The sequence below is a fragment of the Pseudomonas sp. EB271-G4-1 genome, from assembly GCF_058791355.1.
This window is the reverse complement of the sequence record NZ_JBYTEO010000001.1, coordinates 73,215-88,179: the sequence shown is the minus strand read 5'-3', so window position 1 is coordinate 88,179 and position 14,965 is coordinate 73,215. Positions and strand designations below refer to the sequence as shown.

The 14,965-nt window shown below is 55.6% G+C and carries 14 protein-coding genes and 1 pseudogene; 7 read left to right on the top strand and 8 right to left on the bottom strand.

Features of this window, described 5'->3' with window-relative positions; translation table 11 throughout:
- Positions 1–45: 45 nt before the first annotated feature.
- The 6 genes from AC3WWR_RS00415 to AC3WWR_RS00390 all read right to left on the bottom strand — a co-directional run bounded on the left by AC3WWR_RS00415 (position 46) and on the right by AC3WWR_RS00390 (position 4,354).
- A complete protein-coding gene (locus tag AC3WWR_RS00415) occupies positions 46–1,173 on the bottom strand; it encodes a HesA/MoeB/ThiF family protein (RefSeq protein ID WP_020797978.1) in 1,128 nt (375 codons plus the stop codon).
- Between the two features lies 1 nt (position 1,174).
- Complete coding sequence (locus AC3WWR_RS00410; protein WP_020797977.1) at positions 1,175–1,447, bottom strand: MoaD/ThiS family protein; 273 nt, start codon at positions 1,445–1,447, stop codon at positions 1,175–1,177.
- Between the two features lie 320 nt (positions 1,448–1,767).
- Positions 1,768–2,220, bottom strand: coding sequence for a hypothetical protein (locus AC3WWR_RS00405; RefSeq protein WP_492598390.1), 453 nt, complete (start codon positions 2,218–2,220; stop codon positions 1,768–1,770).
- On the bottom strand, positions 2,217–2,897 hold the full coding sequence (locus AC3WWR_RS00400; RefSeq protein WP_083349937.1) for a TfuA-like protein: 681 nt from the start codon (positions 2,895–2,897) through the stop codon (positions 2,217–2,219). Before AC3WWR_RS00400 ends, AC3WWR_RS00405 begins: the two co-directional genes overlap by 4 nt.
- Positions 2,878–4,095 carry a YcaO-like family protein gene (locus AC3WWR_RS00395; RefSeq protein ID WP_020797974.1) on the bottom strand — a complete coding sequence of 406 codons (1,218 nt, stop codon included), beginning with the start codon at positions 4,093–4,095 and terminating at the stop codon, positions 2,878–2,880. The genes AC3WWR_RS00400 and AC3WWR_RS00395 overlap by 20 nt, the downstream gene beginning before the upstream one ends.
- Positions 4,096–4,183: 88 nt before the next feature.
- Entirely contained in the window at positions 4,184–4,354 is a 171-nt protein-coding gene (locus AC3WWR_RS00390; RefSeq protein ID WP_020797973.1) for a hypothetical protein, read from the bottom strand.
- Positions 4,355–4,737: 383 nt separating this feature from the next.
- On the opposite strand from AC3WWR_RS00390, the pseudogene AC3WWR_RS00385 reads away from it, so the two are divergent.
- The 6 genes and pseudogenes from AC3WWR_RS00385 to AC3WWR_RS00360 all read left to right on the top strand — a co-directional run.
- Positions 4,738–4,830, top strand: a pseudogene (locus tag AC3WWR_RS00385) (hypothetical protein); the annotation flags it as partial.
- 79 nt (positions 4,831–4,909) lie between these two features.
- The gene (locus AC3WWR_RS00380) at positions 4,910–5,812 is read left to right on the top strand and encodes a LysR family transcriptional regulator (protein WP_020797972.1); all 903 of its coding nucleotides are present in this window, start codon (positions 4,910–4,912) and stop codon (positions 5,810–5,812) included.
- A gap of 131 nt (positions 5,813–5,943) precedes the next feature.
- Positions 5,944–6,570: a glutathione S-transferase family protein gene (locus AC3WWR_RS00375; RefSeq protein ID WP_083349935.1), complete on the top strand. Its 627-nt coding sequence runs from the start codon at positions 5,944–5,946 to the stop codon at positions 6,568–6,570.
- A gap of 63 nt (positions 6,571–6,633) precedes the next feature.
- A complete protein-coding gene (locus AC3WWR_RS00370; protein WP_492598389.1) occupies positions 6,634–8,664 on the top strand; it encodes a 2Fe-2S iron-sulfur cluster-binding protein in 2,031 nt (676 codons plus the stop codon).
- 112 nt (positions 8,665–8,776) lie between these two features.
- Positions 8,777–9,973 carry a DUF3142 domain-containing protein gene (locus AC3WWR_RS00365; protein WP_492598388.1) on the top strand — a complete coding sequence of 399 codons (1,197 nt, stop codon included), beginning with the start codon at positions 8,777–8,779 and terminating at the stop codon, positions 9,971–9,973.
- A complete protein-coding gene (locus AC3WWR_RS00360) occupies positions 9,960–12,089 on the top strand; it encodes a hypothetical protein (protein ID WP_454866381.1) in 2,130 nt (709 codons plus the stop codon). The genes AC3WWR_RS00365 and AC3WWR_RS00360 overlap by 14 nt, the downstream gene beginning before the upstream one ends.
- Positions 12,090–12,092: 3 nt before the next feature.
- On the opposite strand, the gene AC3WWR_RS00355 is transcribed toward AC3WWR_RS00360, so the two are convergent.
- A complete protein-coding gene (locus AC3WWR_RS00355; RefSeq protein WP_492598387.1) occupies positions 12,093–12,722 on the bottom strand; it encodes a LysE family translocator in 630 nt (209 codons plus the stop codon).
- 146 nt (positions 12,723–12,868) lie between these two features.
- Here AC3WWR_RS00355 and AC3WWR_RS00350 point away from each other — a divergent pair, with 146 nt between their 5' ends.
- A complete protein-coding gene (locus tag AC3WWR_RS00350) occupies positions 12,869–13,342 on the top strand; it encodes an Lrp/AsnC family transcriptional regulator (protein WP_008064568.1) in 474 nt (157 codons plus the stop codon).
- Positions 13,343–13,451: 109 nt separating this feature from the next.
- Here AC3WWR_RS00350 and lpdA read toward each other — a convergent pair whose 3' ends face one another.
- Positions 13,452–14,852 (bottom strand): dihydrolipoyl dehydrogenase, encoded by a 1,401-nt coding sequence (gene lpdA, locus AC3WWR_RS00345; RefSeq protein WP_492598386.1) that lies wholly within the window; start codon positions 14,850–14,852, stop codon positions 13,452–13,454.
- Positions 14,853–14,965: the final 113 nt, after the last annotated feature.

The window sequence follows — 14,965 nt, the reverse complement described above, 5'->3', positions numbered from 1 at the left end:
TGACGTTCCTTAGTGCGGATAGGGGGACTGCGTAATCAGGGGCGTTCAATAAGCGACGGGGTAGTGTTCATCAGGATAAATCGCCAGATATCGTTCTATGCCACCCTCCAGGCTATAGAGTTCCGCTTCCTGGTCGAGGCTGCGAACTGCCAGTAGGGCGGCCTTGCTCCTGACGCCGGATCTGCAATAAAAAACGATACGGCGGGTGGTATCGAGTTCTGCTTGGCGCTTGATGATGTCTTTGAGCGGAATCAGTCGGCCACCCAGCGAACCTTGTTGATGCTCGCTGACGTCGCGCACATCGACCAATTGAAATGGCACTTTTTTAGCTATCCAGTCATGTAGTGCGTCGGGGGACAGCCAGTCGCTATTGCGCCATATAGGCGTGGTCATAACACCAAGCATCTTACTAGGGGGGCGATCCTGGATTTTTGTGTTGATACTCAACAGGCGGAAAGTGTTGTCGAGGCAGTCGATAGACAACAATTGTCCGCTCAAGGGCTCCCCGACACGGAGGATAAGCTTGAGTACTTCATTAGCCTGAAAGCAACCGAGCAAACCAGGTATGACGCCAAGAACGCCTGCTTCCGAGCAGTTTTGGGTCAAATGCGGTGGGGGCGGCGTTTCGAACAGGTCCCGGAGACACGGCCCCCATTGTTGAGTATGCCGGTTGTAATAATTAAAGACCGCCACCTGACCCTCGAACTGACTGATCGAGGCATAGACCATTGGTTTTTCGCAAATGATACAAGCGTCACTTATCAGGTATTTGGCGACGAAGTTATCAGTTGCATCAACGATGATGTCGTATTCCGTCAGCAGCGGTAGAACATTCTCCGAGTTCAAAGTCGTGTCAAAGGTGTGGACCATAATGTCCGGATTCAACTCGTTGATGCGGCGTTTAGCTGCCAACACTTTCAGGTCGCCTACATCGGCAATCGCATAGAGAATTTGTCGGTGTAGATTGCTCACGTCGACGGTGTCGTTATCAACGATGCCGATTGTCCCGACACCGGCACCTGCCAGATACAGGATTACTGGACAGCCTAACCCTCCTGCGCCAACCACCAGCACCTTACTGTCTCTAAGGCGTTGCTGCCCCTGGGTGCCAACCTCAGAGAGGATGATTTGGCGAGCGTAACGGGTTGTTTCCGGTTTTAGGTGGCATTGCATGTCAGCCACCTGCCACTGCGCTGATCAGAATCAATTGCGCATTACTGTCCAGAGGACGAAGACGGTCGTGCTCACTGGTCACGGACATCCCGTCGACGAACAGCCCCACGAACGGCAGTGGGTGGAGATCCGCAGTGAAGACCGGCCCAATCAGATCGGGATAATGTGCAGTCAGATTATTTAGCACATCGCTGACACACGAACCCTCAGTGGTATGTGTTTTATGCTGATTGGTGTAGGACATGAACTGCCGGGGAAAGTGTACGACTGCCATGAGTCATCCTTAAATAGATTTGGTTGTCAGGTCGCCAGAAAACGCATCCAGCCTGGATGTGATCAATTTTCCCATTTCGGACAGTTCGTCCGAAGCCTGGAGAGTGGCCAGACTTTTGAAGAAATATTGGTGCAAGTAAACGAGGCGTTCGGAACGAGCTCTCACGGAACCGCTAGTCAGCAAGCGCTGATAGTAGTTCACTGCGCTGACCGCAAACAGGCAAGCCAGCAAGACACCCCTAGGGTTCTTCCCGCCTGTTCCTGATGGCAGTACGTAGTTGTTCGAACTGTTCTTGAGTTGGAAATCGTAAATCTCGGCGATCAAACTTGACCAGATATGGATAGCTCATGCACCAAAAATTCTTCAAGGTCCGTAATGGTCGTAAACGCGGCTTCACCTAAGAACATCTGTTGGGGCAGTAAGGGGTTGGTCAGACTGACTTGTTGATTCAGCAGTTTGTGTATTTTAATCGGTATATCCAGTAAGTTTTTCCATTCCGGCAGCAACGCTTTTAGATTGTTCTTCGCTTCAGCTATCATTAACTGCTCGGCGTTACTAAGCGCTTGATGAGGCGGAAATTCTGGTGCACCTGCGACGTGCCGGTTATACAGGGTAGTAGCAAAATCCGGTTGCAAATAAGTAGTTAAATGTAACTCGCCTCCATCGATGTTTTTACGTACGACAGCGACAAGTGTCAAAAGTTTTGTACTATTGAACTCGGGGTGCACAAAGGGCAGGCCATTTATTTCATACAAAATCTGTGATGGAGTCATTTATTTTTTTCCGTCCTTGTCCATGGTTGCGTTATTAGAAAATTTTTCAAGTCATTGGTTTTAATTCTGTGGGTAGAAAAATTAGCAATAGCGTAGTCTATTTTTTTTGCATCAATCGGGAGCGTCAACAAAGATTTTTTTAAACAATCAAGGGTTCTATGTCCGTACCACATGTTTTTTAGATGGCTAAGTATGTGTTGTTCTTGTGCTGGCGTAATTATATTTTCAGCTGTCCACTGTTTTAAAAACTGTCTGATATGAATAAGCGGTTCGCTCAGTGGGAGATAAGGCTCTTGTGCTTGATGTATCAGCGTCACTTCGTCGTCGGAAAAATCCGGATCGTTCGCAAATTGTTTATATACTTCACCAAAACCTGTCATTCCAAGCCCATCCATTTCACATGCGCGAATGGCACCCATGGACGACAATCCCCAAATGCGCCAACCGGCACCCAGAGCGGCGAGAATCTCGGAATGACCGACGGCAGGGTGTGAATGAAACACTCCATCGACAATAGCGAGGTTCGACGGTGGCGATTGCAGCACTATGCGTTCTATATCGCCGCGTTTGACGGGGGGGCATAACTCCAGTCCGCCACCCCGCAGTAATTGACTGTCGATTCCTTGTAGGGAGGGGCCAGCAAACAGCGTGCATACCTCAAGCGCTTTGTTTGACATACGTACGTAACCTCGGACCGATCCTTTTCAAACCGGGTTCGAACGTTTCCAGCCCCGGAACAATGACTCTGACCACAGTAATGTCGTCAGTCGCTTTGCTGAGCAAGACCCTTAACACGGTATTCAGCCCTGCACGCTGCAAACGTTCAATGAGTAACTCCCAAGCTGACTCGATCGTGGGGATCGCCGCTTCCTGGCAATTGATGGAGGAGTAATCGATGGTCTGGGCCCGGGAAGTGGCTTCGGCACGCAAGCGTGATACAGCCTGAAGCTCGGCCGAACGGCCTTTTTTCTCGAAGTATTTGACACGCTCGATGATGTCGTCCCGGCCTCCATGGATGTGGCTTAAACGGCTTTGGGCTGCCTCACAGATAGCACGGATCAATGCAATTTCTTTTATTGGATGCAAACCCGAGCCGGTGGCTACCGATATGGGAGCCTGGAAGGACTCTTCCATGATAAAAGCTTGAAAATAGGCTAGACCAAAACAATTCTCGGTGTAACGAACCGACAAGCTCAATCCCGCGGCATTGATTTTATTGATCAGGGCTTCGGTTTCTGCACTGTAACAGTCTAGATTAACGAAGCAGGAACAATCATGTAGGTGATTAAAAGCTTGAACATCGCGTTCCATGAGTTCACAAACAGCGTGTACCGAGGCTTCCACCAAGTCATTGCCTGATGCCAAGCCGCTGGAGCTTTCCCCGAAGAGTCGTTGCCCAGGGTTTTCGGAATATGGAATGAACACCAGTTCTGCGGGCGCAAGCGCTTCTTTCTTGCGCAATACATCTTCGACTTCGATGGCCATGATGAGCGAGTCGGCGTCGGCGAAAAATCCATACAACATGCAGAACTGGTTGAAGTCTATCTGCCCATCGTGGCTTTCAATGATTTTTCTTGGAGTGGTCTTTATCAGTTTAAGTTGCGCAGTATTATATTGCGCAAGGCTGAACTCGATAGCCTCCATGTATGCGCCTATTTTGGCTTCTGCTGGTCTCAATCCTTTGCCGGCGTTTACGCACAGAGAGCCATTCAATGCATCTGGTCGTATGCTTGCAAATACCGGAATTCCAATACGATCCAACCAAGTTGTATCGGTAACTCGGGTGATTCCCAGTCGTGGAGCAATATCGTTAATGATAATATCTAATGTATTTTCGGCACTACGCCGACGAAGACTCGAACTAAGCCTTTGCATAAATTATCCCACTCTGATTAATAAGAGTTGTCAGTATCATGTTAGGCACAATGGAGAAAATGGAGGGAATCGCTTCCCTCCAATTTTGTCAGGCTGCGATTTTACTGTCTTCAGGCAGTGTCAACACGTTGTTGTTTGACTGGTGTGCTACAAAGCCGGCGTGCATCAGGCTTTCATCGTTAAGAATGTCAGAGAACTTCTCCGCAGTTTCTGCATCTAGTGCAAGATCGAAGGTTTCGTTATTGATTGTGGTATCCATTTTTCGTGTCCTTTCCCTAATATTTCGTTTTAGAAATTATCGTTGTGTAGCGGTGATGATTTTTTGCAGATACCACTGGTGGTGTCAAATTATTTGAGGTGGGGATATTATGGATTTGATATTTTACGGATGCGGCTTACAAAGGTTGGTAAGTTTTCTTACAGTAATTGGAGTGTTGGGGTGGAGTATTAATTTTGCCGCTTTATTAGTCGATATTAAATTGCCTTTTATAAGTTGTTGATTAGTAATGTTTTGCCGTATTTTCATGTCACTTCAACGTTGTAATGTGAAGTCCACTCACTGGATTCTCGATATTTTCGTGGTGGGCAAAGAAACGGACGCTTCAGGGGCAGATCTAATTTTTAGTAGCGACCAACATCTTCCCCAAAAACGTGCTGTCATACTATGTTCCTGCGCCGATAGGCACCGACGTCGACCAACCACGCAATCTGGCGAAATCGGTGACTGTGGAATAAGTTATCCACAGCTGATCGAACCTTAAAAAATCGCAGCCACTTGGTTGCGATTTTTTTTATCTGAATCGAGGACACGCCCATGGACCGCTTCCAGGAAATGCAGGTCTTCGCCGCCGTCGCCCAGGACCAGGGCTTTTCCGCAGCAGCGCGGCGTTTGGGTTTGTCCGCCGCCAGCGTTACCCGGGCGGTGGCGGCGTTGGAGAAGCGCATTGGCACGCAGTTGCTCACGCGCACTACGCGCAGTGTTTATTTGAGCGAGGCGGGGCAGCGTTATCTGGAAGACTGTCGGAGAATTCTGGCTGAAGTGCAGGAAGCTGAGGATTCCGCGGCAGGCAGTCACGTCCAGCCCCGTGGGCATCTGACGATTACGGCGCCAGTTTTGTTCGGTGAGTTGTTCATCACTCCGCTGATGGTGAGTTTTCTCACGCAGTTTCCTGACGTGACGATCAATGCGCTGCTGGTGGATCGGGTGGTGAGTATCGTCGAGGAAGGGGTCGATGTGGCCATCCGCATCGGTGAGTTGCCTGACAGCAACCAGCATGCGATTCGGGTGGGCGAAGTGCGGCGAGTGATCTGTGCATCGCCGCAATTTCTGGGTATCCATGGTCGGCCAAAACATCCACAAGAACTGGCTCAGGCGCCGATTATTGCGACGTCCGCGATTGGACAGTTGAAGCACTGGCCCTTTCTCGAGCGAGGCGAGCCACTGAGTGTCCGGGTAGAACCGCGTCTGACAGTAACGGCGAATCAAGCAGCGATCACCGCGGCCGGGCTTGGACTGGGTTTTACCCGGGTTCTGTCCTATCAGTCGGCGAGCAAAGTGGCGGCAGGTGAGCTTGAAATTGTACTCGCGGATTTCGAAATGCCGCCTTTGCCCATCCATGTGCTTTATCAAGGCGGGCACAAGGCTGCGACGCGCGTTCGTAGTTTTGTCGACTTTACGGTGAAGGCACTCCGCGAGCATCTCGCTTTGCGGGACTGATGCTTTATTTCTCTGGGTGAAATAATTGATTGCGTTTGCTGGGTATTCTGTTGTTTTCGTGACTGGTAGAAGATGGCTGCCATCGGTGCTGATCTCTCCCCTGACAGCGCCACTGCCCAGCGGAGTCGACCATGCAAGCCATCAAACTCTACAACTTTCCACGTTCCGGCCACGCGCATCGTGTGGAACTGATGCTTTCGCTGCTGCAACTGCCGACCGAGCTGGTCCTCGTCGACCTGGCAAAGGGCGAGCATAAAAAGCCGGAGTTCCTGGCCATCAACGCTTTTGGCCAAGTGCCGGTGCTCGACGATCAAGGTGTGGTACTGGCGGATTCCAATGCGATTCTGGTCTACCTGGCGAAAAAATACGGTAAAGGTCGCTGGCTGCCAGACGATCCGGTCGGTGCCGCCAAAGTGCAGCGCTGGTTGTCGGTTGCTGCCGGGCCAATCGCCTTCGGGCCCGCCCGGGCACGGCTGATCACGGTATTTGGTGCGCCGTACAATCCTGATGAAGTGATTCCTTACGCTCATAGCGTGCTCAAGGTGATCGATCAGGAACTGGCCAACACAGCTTTCCTGACCGGCAGCGAACCGACCATCGCCGATGTGTCTGCCTACAGTTACATCGCCCATGCACCGGAAGGCAACGTCTCGCTGGAGGACTACGCTAACATCCGCGCCTGGTTGGCGAGGGTCGAAGCCTTGCCCGGTTTTATCGGCATGCCTCGCACTGTCGCTGGCCTGCAAAAAACTGCCTGATGTTTTTCGCCCGACGCTGTCGGGCCCTTCACGCTGTGCCGATGGCGCAGGGGAGAAGCCGCAATGGATAATTCACCGTGGCATGCTGGCGAGAAAGAGTTGCAGGCTCATATCGGTGTCAGTGAAAGAATGGACGTACTCGGGCGCCGGGTGATTCGCGACCAGATGCCAGATCAACATCGCACCTTCTATCAGCAACTTCCGTTCATGTTGTACGGCGCGGTTGATGCTGATGGTCGTCCCTGGGCCAGTGTGCTTGAAGGTCAACCGGGTTTCGTACATTCCCCCGATCCAGGTTTATTGCAATTTAGCAGCTTGCCGGCTGCTGATGATCCTGCGCAACTGGGCGCGGGTTCGGCGATCGGTCTATTGGGCATTGAACTGCACACCAGGCGTCGCAATCGCATTAATGGCCATATTGGCGCAATGACCACCAGCGGGTTTGCTGTGACGGTGGATCAGTCCTATGGTAATTGCCCGCAGTACATCCAATTGAGGCAGTTCCGCTCGGTGCCCCTGGCGGATCCGGCAACACGTCCCGCGCAGCAATTCAATGAATTGGATGACGCGGCCAAAGCCATGATTGCTGAGGCGGACACCTTTTTCGTCGCCAGTTACGTCGATGTCGATGGCGTACGGTCGGTGGATGTTTCACACCGTGGTGGACAGTCTGGTTTTGTCCGGGTGGAAGGGAACTGCCTGACCATCCCGGACTTTGCCGGCAACCTGTTTTTCAATACCTTGGGTAATCTGCGGGTCAATCCAAAAGCCGGTTTGCTGTTCATTGATTTCAATTCCGGTGATCTGCTACAGCTAAGTGGGCGCACCGAAATCATCCTTGAAGGCCCGCAGGTAGAGGCATTTCAAGGTGCTGAACGTTTGTGGATGTTCCACGTGGAACACGTTGTTCGTCGTCCCGCTGCCCTCGGTTTGCGCTGGCGCTTTGACGGTGTTTCGCCGACCAGTTTGCTGACGGGGACATGGGAGCAGGCCAAGGCGCGCTTGCAAGCCAAGACCTTGGGTGATCAATGGCGGCCGCTGCGGGTGGTGCGGATCGAAGCGGAAAGCCAACACATCCGTTCGATATATATGGAGCCAGCCGACGACGTCGGGTTGCCGTTGTTTCAAGCCGGGCAACATCTACCGCTGCGCTTCAACATTGATGGTGAAACCCATATCCGCACCTACAGCCTGTCGAGTGCGCCATCGGATGACTTTTTCCGTATCAGTGTGAAACGTGACGGTCGGGTGTCTTCGCACCTGCATGACCAGGTTCGCGTCGGTAACTTGTTGGAGGCAAGGGCACCCCAGGGGCATTTCACCGTTGCGCCCCATGAACGGCGGCCGCTGGTGTTATTGGCCGCTGGTGTGGGTATTACGCCACTGCTGTCGATGCTGCGTGAGGTGGTTTATCAAGGTTTGCGCACTCGACACATCCGGCCGACCTGGTTCTTCCAGAGTTCGCGCACCCTGGCCGATCAGCCATTTCGTCCCGAGGTGGATCGCTTGCTCGATCATGCCGGTGACGCGATCAGGGTGGTGCGTCTGCTCAGTCAACCGGAGCCGGAGGCACGGGAGGGCGAGGACTTCGATGTGACTGGGCGAATCGATGTCGCTCGGCTCTCGGAACTGCTCGAAGTCGAGGACTACGATCAGCTGGATTTTGTGCTTTGCGGCCCCGGCAGTTTTACCCAGGCGTTGTACGACGCCTTGCGCGAACTGGATATTCGCGATGCGCGGATTCACGCTGAAACCTTCGGTCCATCGACGTTGCGTCGTCGGCCTGACCCCGATGCCATCGTCATTGAGCAACCGCCAGCGGCTACCACCTCGGTGCCGGTGGTGTTCCAGCGCTCAGCCAAGGAAGCTCGCTGGCAACCGGATGGCGGCAGTCTGTTGGAGCTGGCGGAAAGTCGCGGATTGCACCCGGAATTCAGTTGCCGCGGCGGCTCCTGCGGCACCTGTAAGACACGGCTGATCAGCGGCCAGGTCAATTATCCACAGCTGCCAGCGGAGATACCGGATGAAGGTCAGGTGCTGATTTGTTGCGCAGTTCCGGCTCAAGGCACGCAGCCTTTGGTCCTGGATCTTTAGCGGGTCAACTCGCGGGAGCCATTGCCCGACGGTCGTTGGCTGGGTAGGGTAGGTAGTACGAAAAAGGGCCGAAGAAAGGCCCTTTGTGCATTTCAGGGACAGGCGTTTTTTCATGGGTTTTCTCACTCGCGTGATCGTCTCGCTGACGGCGCTCGCGCTGCTGGGTGGTTGCGAGCAGCACGACGCACCGCCACTCGATCAGCAACTCTATGTGTGGCAACGCCAATGGACCCAGGCGCATGACGCTGCATTGCGGGACAGTCGCGCCGATTTTTTCACCTTGCGGGTGCTGGCATTACAGGCCTTCCCTCAGACGGGCTGGAGTCGCGCGCGGATTGATCCGGCGCTGCTCAAGCGCGATGGTCGGCGGCTGATTGCGGTGATTCGCCTTGATGGCCAGCTACAGTCGCTGGATCAGGATGAGGTCATGGAGCAGATCCAGCGCCTGATCAGCGATTGGCAGGGCAAGGGGCTGACACTCGCCGGGGTGGAAATCGACCACGATGCGGGCAACGCTCGGTTACCCGCCTATCGCGCGTTTCTGGCGCACCTGCGTTCTGTGATGCCAGCGCCCATGGCCTTAAGCATCACTGCATTGCCGGCATGGCTCGACAGTCCCGAGTTGCCAGCGTTGTTATCCACCGTCGATAGCAGCGTGTTACAGGTTCATGCCGTGAGCGATCCCCGGCGCGGCTTGTTCGATTCAGATCTCGCTAGCCAATGGGCAATGGCCTGGAGTCGTATCACCTCGAAACCCTTTTTCCTGGCCTTGCCGGCCTATGGCGTCGCGTTGTTGCCGAGTGTCGGTGGCGCTCCCATCGTGGAAAGCGAAGTAGCCATTGAGCGTAACGGCAAGCGCCGGGAGTTGTTGGCTGATCCACTGCAATTGAGCAAGCTTGCTGCGCGGTTGCGCGCAGACCCGCCGGCTCATCTGGCCGGTTTGATCTGGTTTCGGCTGCCTTTGGCCAACGACCGTCGAGCCTGGAGCCTGGCGACCTTGCGCGCCGTGTCGCGTGGTGATGTCCTTGAGAGTCATCTGGCACTGAATCTTTCGGAGCACGAAGGCCTCTATGACATTGGTATCAGTAATGAGGGCAACCTCGACAATGCCTGGCCCGAGCGCGTGACGCTGGCGGTACAGGGTTGTGAGGGGGCCGATGCGCTGGCCGGTTATACGTTGCAACAAGAACCGAACCTGCTTACCTTCACCCGCCTGCGCGACGGCCGGATAGCGGCTGGCGGACAGCGCGCCATCGGTTGGGCACGCTGCGCAATCATTGATCAAGGAGCTTCGAATGTTCACCCGTAACTGGCCTCGTCACTTGCTTTGTCTGAGCCTTGGCCTGCCGTTGGCAGCCATGGCATGCGGGCCGGACTTCCCCATGCGGTTGCTGGACAATCGAGGTCAATCCCTTGCGGAATTACCGGAGGGCAATTTCAGTTTCGAGGTGAGCCGCCTCGGTCATGCGATTGCCGGTCTCAAGCCTGTTACGGCAGCCACCCTTGTCCCTGGCGCAGCCTATGGAGAAGCCTCCGCTCATGTTGAACAGCGGGATCAAGCCGAGCAGGTTGGTTTGACCCATGAACAGCAGGCACAGGTGAAACAGTTGCGTGGGCTCGCCGATGCCCGGCAGGTTGAAGTACAGGGTACGAACCTTCCCGCCGAGCTCAAGTTGTATCTGGCGGGCGCGGTAGCGTTCAATGCCGGCGATCAAACGCTGGCCGCCGAATACTTCCGCAAGGTGCTGGCGCTGCCCGCCGATCAACGGGCATTGCGCAGTACCTGGGCTGCCTACTCGCTGGGGCGGGCGTTGTTCGCCATGAGTTCGCAGGCCGACGCCGCCCCCAACCTGCTGGAACAATCGCGCAAGGCCTACGAACAAACCCGCCAACTGAGCATCGACGGCTTCAGTGATCCACTGGAACTGGGCGTCGCCAGTCTCGGTGAAGAGGCTCGCGTGGCCCGGGCGGCAGGTGACTGGAACGGGGCGATCGAACTTTATGCGACGCAGAACCTTCAGGGTTCGGCAGTGGGTTACACCTCGTTGAAGCTGTTGATGGCTGAACTGGCTTCGATGCCCGAGGATCAGTTGGCTGGGTTGCTCAAGGGCAAGCCTGTGCAGCAGCTGGTGACCGCCGCCTTGATCAGCCGACTGGGTTGGTCATTCGGTGATCAACCACCTAACGAGCAAAAACTGATCAAGCTGTTGCAGAGCAGTACGCGCGGCAGCCTCGACAATGCGGACCGCCTGGCCGCGTTGAATTATCAACAGGGCGATTTCAACAGCGCCAAGGCCTTTCTCGAGCGCGCTGGCGACGGCGGCCTGGCCTGGTGGCTTCGGGCCAAACTGGCGGTGCGCGATGGCGATAAAGCGGCGGCGGCTGCAGCGTATGCGAAGGCCGCCAAGGCTTTCCCGCAGAATGAATCGTGGGGTGATCGGAGAACGCCGGATTACGATTTCGAAACGCTGCAACCCAAATGCCGGGTCGAAGGCGAAAGCGCGATCCTGGCCCTGCAACGCGGGGATTATCTGCAGGCGTTCGACCAGTTGTACCGCAGCCAAGGCATCTATTGGTTGGACGCGGCCACTGTTGCCGAGCGTGTACTGACGTTGGATGAGCTCAAGCAGTACGTCGATACTCAGGTACCGGCACCGCCACCACTCAGCCAGCACGATGTGGACAACTACGTGCCTCTGCCGGTGGCGGCGAGCCTGCGCAATCTGCTTGGGCGGCGTTTGTTGCGCGAAGGACACTACGAGCAAGCGCCGGCTTATTTCGAGAACGATGGCTTGCGCCACAAAGCCAGGCTGTACGGCCAGCAACGTATGGCGGCGGATTCGGCATGGTGGCCGACGCGGCGTGCCGCGGCACTGTTCAATTCCGCCTGGACCGCACGTGAATGGGGGATGGATATTCTCGGTTATGAAATGGCGCCGGACTACGCCACGTTCGGGGGCAACTTCAGCCTTGAGAGTGCTGAACTCAAGGTCGGGCCGCTAGTAGCCGAGGACGAAGTGAAGCGCCAGCGAGCCAGCGCCGCCCAACCCGATCAGCGCTACCACTATCGCTTCGTGGCGACGGCACTGGCCAGCCGTGCTGCCGACAATCTGCCGCACACCAGCCAGGCGTTCGCCGCTGTGCTGTGTGAAGCGGCCGGCTGGAACAGCAGCCTTGAAGAACAAAGTGCGCTCTACCAGCGATATGTCAAAGAGGGACCATTCGTGGAGTGGGCAGCGGATTTTGGCCATCAATGCCCGTATCCCGACTTTGAAAGTGCAGACAAGCGCTATGTCACGCAGGTCACCGATGCTGCCCGCTCGGCCCTGCGGCCGTACAAGACAGCTCTGCAGATGGGAGGCGTGTTGTTGGTCATGGCGGTGGCGCTGGTGCAGGTCAAGCGTCGTCGCCGCAAAGTGCAATAAGGTTCAAGCCTGTTGAACAAAGGTCAGCCGCACGGCGAAACCGATCAACAGGCTGCCGAACAGCCATTGTTGAACGCGCTGGAAGCTGGGGCTGCGTTGCAGCCAACGACCCAGCGCGGCACCGGTCAACGCATAGGCGCTATCGAACAGCAAACCGACACCGACCAACACCAGGCCAAGGACCGCAAATTGCGCGAGTACCGGTCCATTGAGTGGATCGATGAACTGCGGCAGCAATACCGAGCAAAACAGCAGCGCCTTGGGGTTAAGCAGATTGGTCAGTAGACCGCGGCGAATCGCTTCGCCCCAGCGTGTTTTTTCGTCTGTTGTACCTGGGCCGTTCAGGGATGGCAGCATCGTCGTCCGCAGGCATTGAATACCGATCCACAGCAGATAAGCAGCCCCGACCAGGCGCACTGCGTCGAATGTCCAGGGAGCCGCCTTGAACAATGCCGCCAATCCCAACGCCGCCAGCACTACATGACAACCGCGGGCGATCGCCAGGCCGACGGCCGTGGCCAACGCTGCGCCTTTGCCCTGGCGGGCACCGGTTTGCAGCAGCAGGATCATATCGGGGCCGGGTAACAGATAGACCACCGCCAGCGCCATGAAAAATAGCCCGAGTTCCGCCATGTCGTACCCCTGTCCGTAGTCGATTCAGTGGTGCCAGTCTAGAGCCAGGGAGTAGGGCATGTGCTTGCGTAGTTTGCTTCTAAAGGTGGCTGTTTTGGCATAACCTGCCAACAAATAACGGTTCAACCAGCGGGATATGCCAAACGATGAAACTGGATGCCTACGACCGCAAGATTCTTGCCGCTCTGCAACGGGATGGTCGGCTGAGTAATGTGCAATTAGCTGAAGAAATCGGTCTGTCCGCCTCGCCATGTTTGCGCCGGGTTCGGATGCTTGAAGAGGCCGGAGTGATTCGTGGTTATCAGGCCAATCTGGATCGCGATGAAGTTGGACTAGGGCTGACCGTGTTCGTTGGAGTAAAAGTCGAGCGCCATAACGATGAACAGGCTGAATCTTTTCGCTTGGCCGTGACAGCATTGCCGGAGGTGATTTCGGCGTTTCTGGTATCTGGGGAATCGGACTTTCTGTTGCAAGTGGTGGTACCGGATTTACGCGCCTACGACCGGTTTCTCACGGGGTGTTTGTTGAAGCTGCCAGGGGTGAGCGATATCCGCAGCAACTTTGCGATCCACACGGTGAAGACGCCGGGAGCGTTGCCGTTGGGGCATTTGCCGCTGTAGACCGAGGAGACTTCTTCAGGAGCAGGCTCGCTCCCATATACGAATGCATTCCAATGTGGGAGCGCACCTGCTCGCGAAGCGAAGGCCCAGCCACCAAAAATCTGGAGGCCTACATCTGCGTCGCCATCCCCTCCACATTCATCGCGGCCTGGCGCAAGGCTTCGGATCGGGTCGGGTGAGGATGGCAGGTCAGGGCAATGTCTTCGGCGGATGCGCTGAACTCCATGGCCACGCAATATTCGCCAATCATTTCACTGACGCTTGGCCCTACGAGATGCACACCGAGGATTTCGTCGGTACGCTCATCGGCCAGCACTTTGGCGAATCCTTCGGTTTCATGATTGATCTTCGCCCGGCTGTTGGCGGTAAACGGAAATTTGCCGACCTTGAATGCGCGACCTTCGGCCTTCAACTGTTCTTCGGTCTTGCCGACGCTGGCCAGCTCCGGCTTGGTGTAGATCACGTTGGGGATCAGGTCGTAATTGACCTCACCAGCCTTGCCGACGATCTGTTCGACGCAGGCCATGGCTTCGTCTTCAGCCTTGTGGGCAAGCATCGGTCCGGAGGTGACGTCGCCAATCACCCAGACGCCCGCCGCTTCGGTACGGTGCCCCTTGTTGGCGAGCATGCCGCGTTTATCGGTGGCGAGGCCGACGTTCTCCAACCCCAGACCTTGGGTATAAGGCCGACGTCCGATCGCCACCAGCACGTAATCGGCCTCCAGCGACTCGGCTGCTCCACCTGCGGCAGGTTCGACGCTGAGCTGCACGCCGGTTGCGGTCGTCGTGGCGCTGGTCACTTTTGAACTCAATTTGAAACTGATGCCCTGTTTGCTCAGTGAGCGTTGCAAGGTTTTTCCTGCTTCGCCATCCACACCCGGACAAATCCGGTCCAGGTACTCGACTACGGTCACTTGAGCCCCCAAGCGCCGCCAGACGGAACCAAGCTCCAGCCCAATCACCCCGGCGCCGATCACCACCAGATGCTTCGGCACTTCTGTGAGTGACAGTGCGCCGGTGGAATCGAGGATGCGTTGGCTATCGATGTCCACCCCAGGCAGGGGAGTGGGTTCGGAACCGGTGGCGATAATGATGTCTTTGCCGAGCAGTTCGGTCTTGCCGCCAGCGTTATCCGTCACGGTGACTTTGCCCGGCCCGTCGATGTGGCCCCAACCCTTGATCCAGTCGACCTTGTTTTTGCGGAAGAGAAATTCGATGCCTTTGGTCAGCCCGGTCACGCTTTCATCTTTCTGTTTCATCATCTGGGCGAGGTTGAGCGTGGGTTTGACCTCGATCCCAAGGTTGGCGAATTCCGCTCCCATGGCTGCATCGTAAAGCTCCGAGGCGTGCAGCAATGCCTTGGACGGCATGCAACCGACGTTCAGGCAGGTACCGCCGAGCGTAGCGCGTCCTTCTACGCACGCCGCCTTCAATCCCAGTTGGCCTGCTCGAATCGCTGCGTTATAGCCACCGGGGCCACCACCGAGTATCACGACGTCATAGGTGCTCATGGAAGTACTCCTGGATTGAAAGCGGACGGGGAGGGGTAAAAGTAGCCTTTGAATAAAATTACGAGCGTAATATGTGCGCTCCGATGCATTTCGGTCAAGGCTTCAGCTTGGCG

Coding starts and splice junctions, on each gene's coding strand:
- AC3WWR_RS00415 (WP_020797978.1), bottom strand. CDS start 1,173: ATGCAATGCCACCTAAAACCGGAAACAACCCGTTACGCTCGCCAAATC.
- AC3WWR_RS00410 (WP_020797977.1), bottom strand. CDS start 1,447: ATGGCAGTCGTACACTTTCCCCGGCAGTTCATGTCCTACACCAATCAG.
- AC3WWR_RS00405 (WP_492598390.1), bottom strand. CDS start 2,220: ATGACTCCATCACAGATTTTGTATGAAATAAATGGCCTGCCCTTTGTG.
- AC3WWR_RS00400 (WP_083349937.1), bottom strand. CDS start 2,897: ATGTCAAACAAAGCGCTTGAGGTATGCACGCTGTTTGCTGGCCCCTCC.
- AC3WWR_RS00395 (WP_020797974.1), bottom strand. CDS start 4,095: ATGCAAAGGCTTAGTTCGAGTCTTCGTCGGCGTAGTGCCGAAAATACA.
- AC3WWR_RS00390 (WP_020797973.1), bottom strand. CDS start 4,354: ATGGATACCACAATCAATAACGAAACCTTCGATCTTGCACTAGATGCA.
- AC3WWR_RS00380 (WP_020797972.1), top strand. CDS start 4,910: ATGGACCGCTTCCAGGAAATGCAGGTCTTCGCCGCCGTCGCCCAGGAC.
- AC3WWR_RS00375 (WP_083349935.1), top strand. CDS start 5,944: ATGCAAGCCATCAAACTCTACAACTTTCCACGTTCCGGCCACGCGCAT.
- AC3WWR_RS00370 (WP_492598389.1), top strand. CDS start 6,634: ATGGATAATTCACCGTGGCATGCTGGCGAGAAAGAGTTGCAGGCTCAT.
- AC3WWR_RS00365 (WP_492598388.1), top strand. CDS start 8,777: ATGGGTTTTCTCACTCGCGTGATCGTCTCGCTGACGGCGCTCGCGCTG.
- AC3WWR_RS00360 (WP_454866381.1), top strand. CDS start 9,960: ATGTTCACCCGTAACTGGCCTCGTCACTTGCTTTGTCTGAGCCTTGGC.
- AC3WWR_RS00355 (WP_492598387.1), bottom strand. CDS start 12,722: ATGGCGGAACTCGGGCTATTTTTCATGGCGCTGGCGGTGGTCTATCTG.
- AC3WWR_RS00350 (WP_008064568.1), top strand. CDS start 12,869: ATGAAACTGGATGCCTACGACCGCAAGATTCTTGCCGCTCTGCAACGG.
- lpdA (WP_492598386.1), bottom strand. CDS start 14,852: ATGAGCACCTATGACGTCGTGATACTCGGTGGTGGCCCCGGTGGCTAT.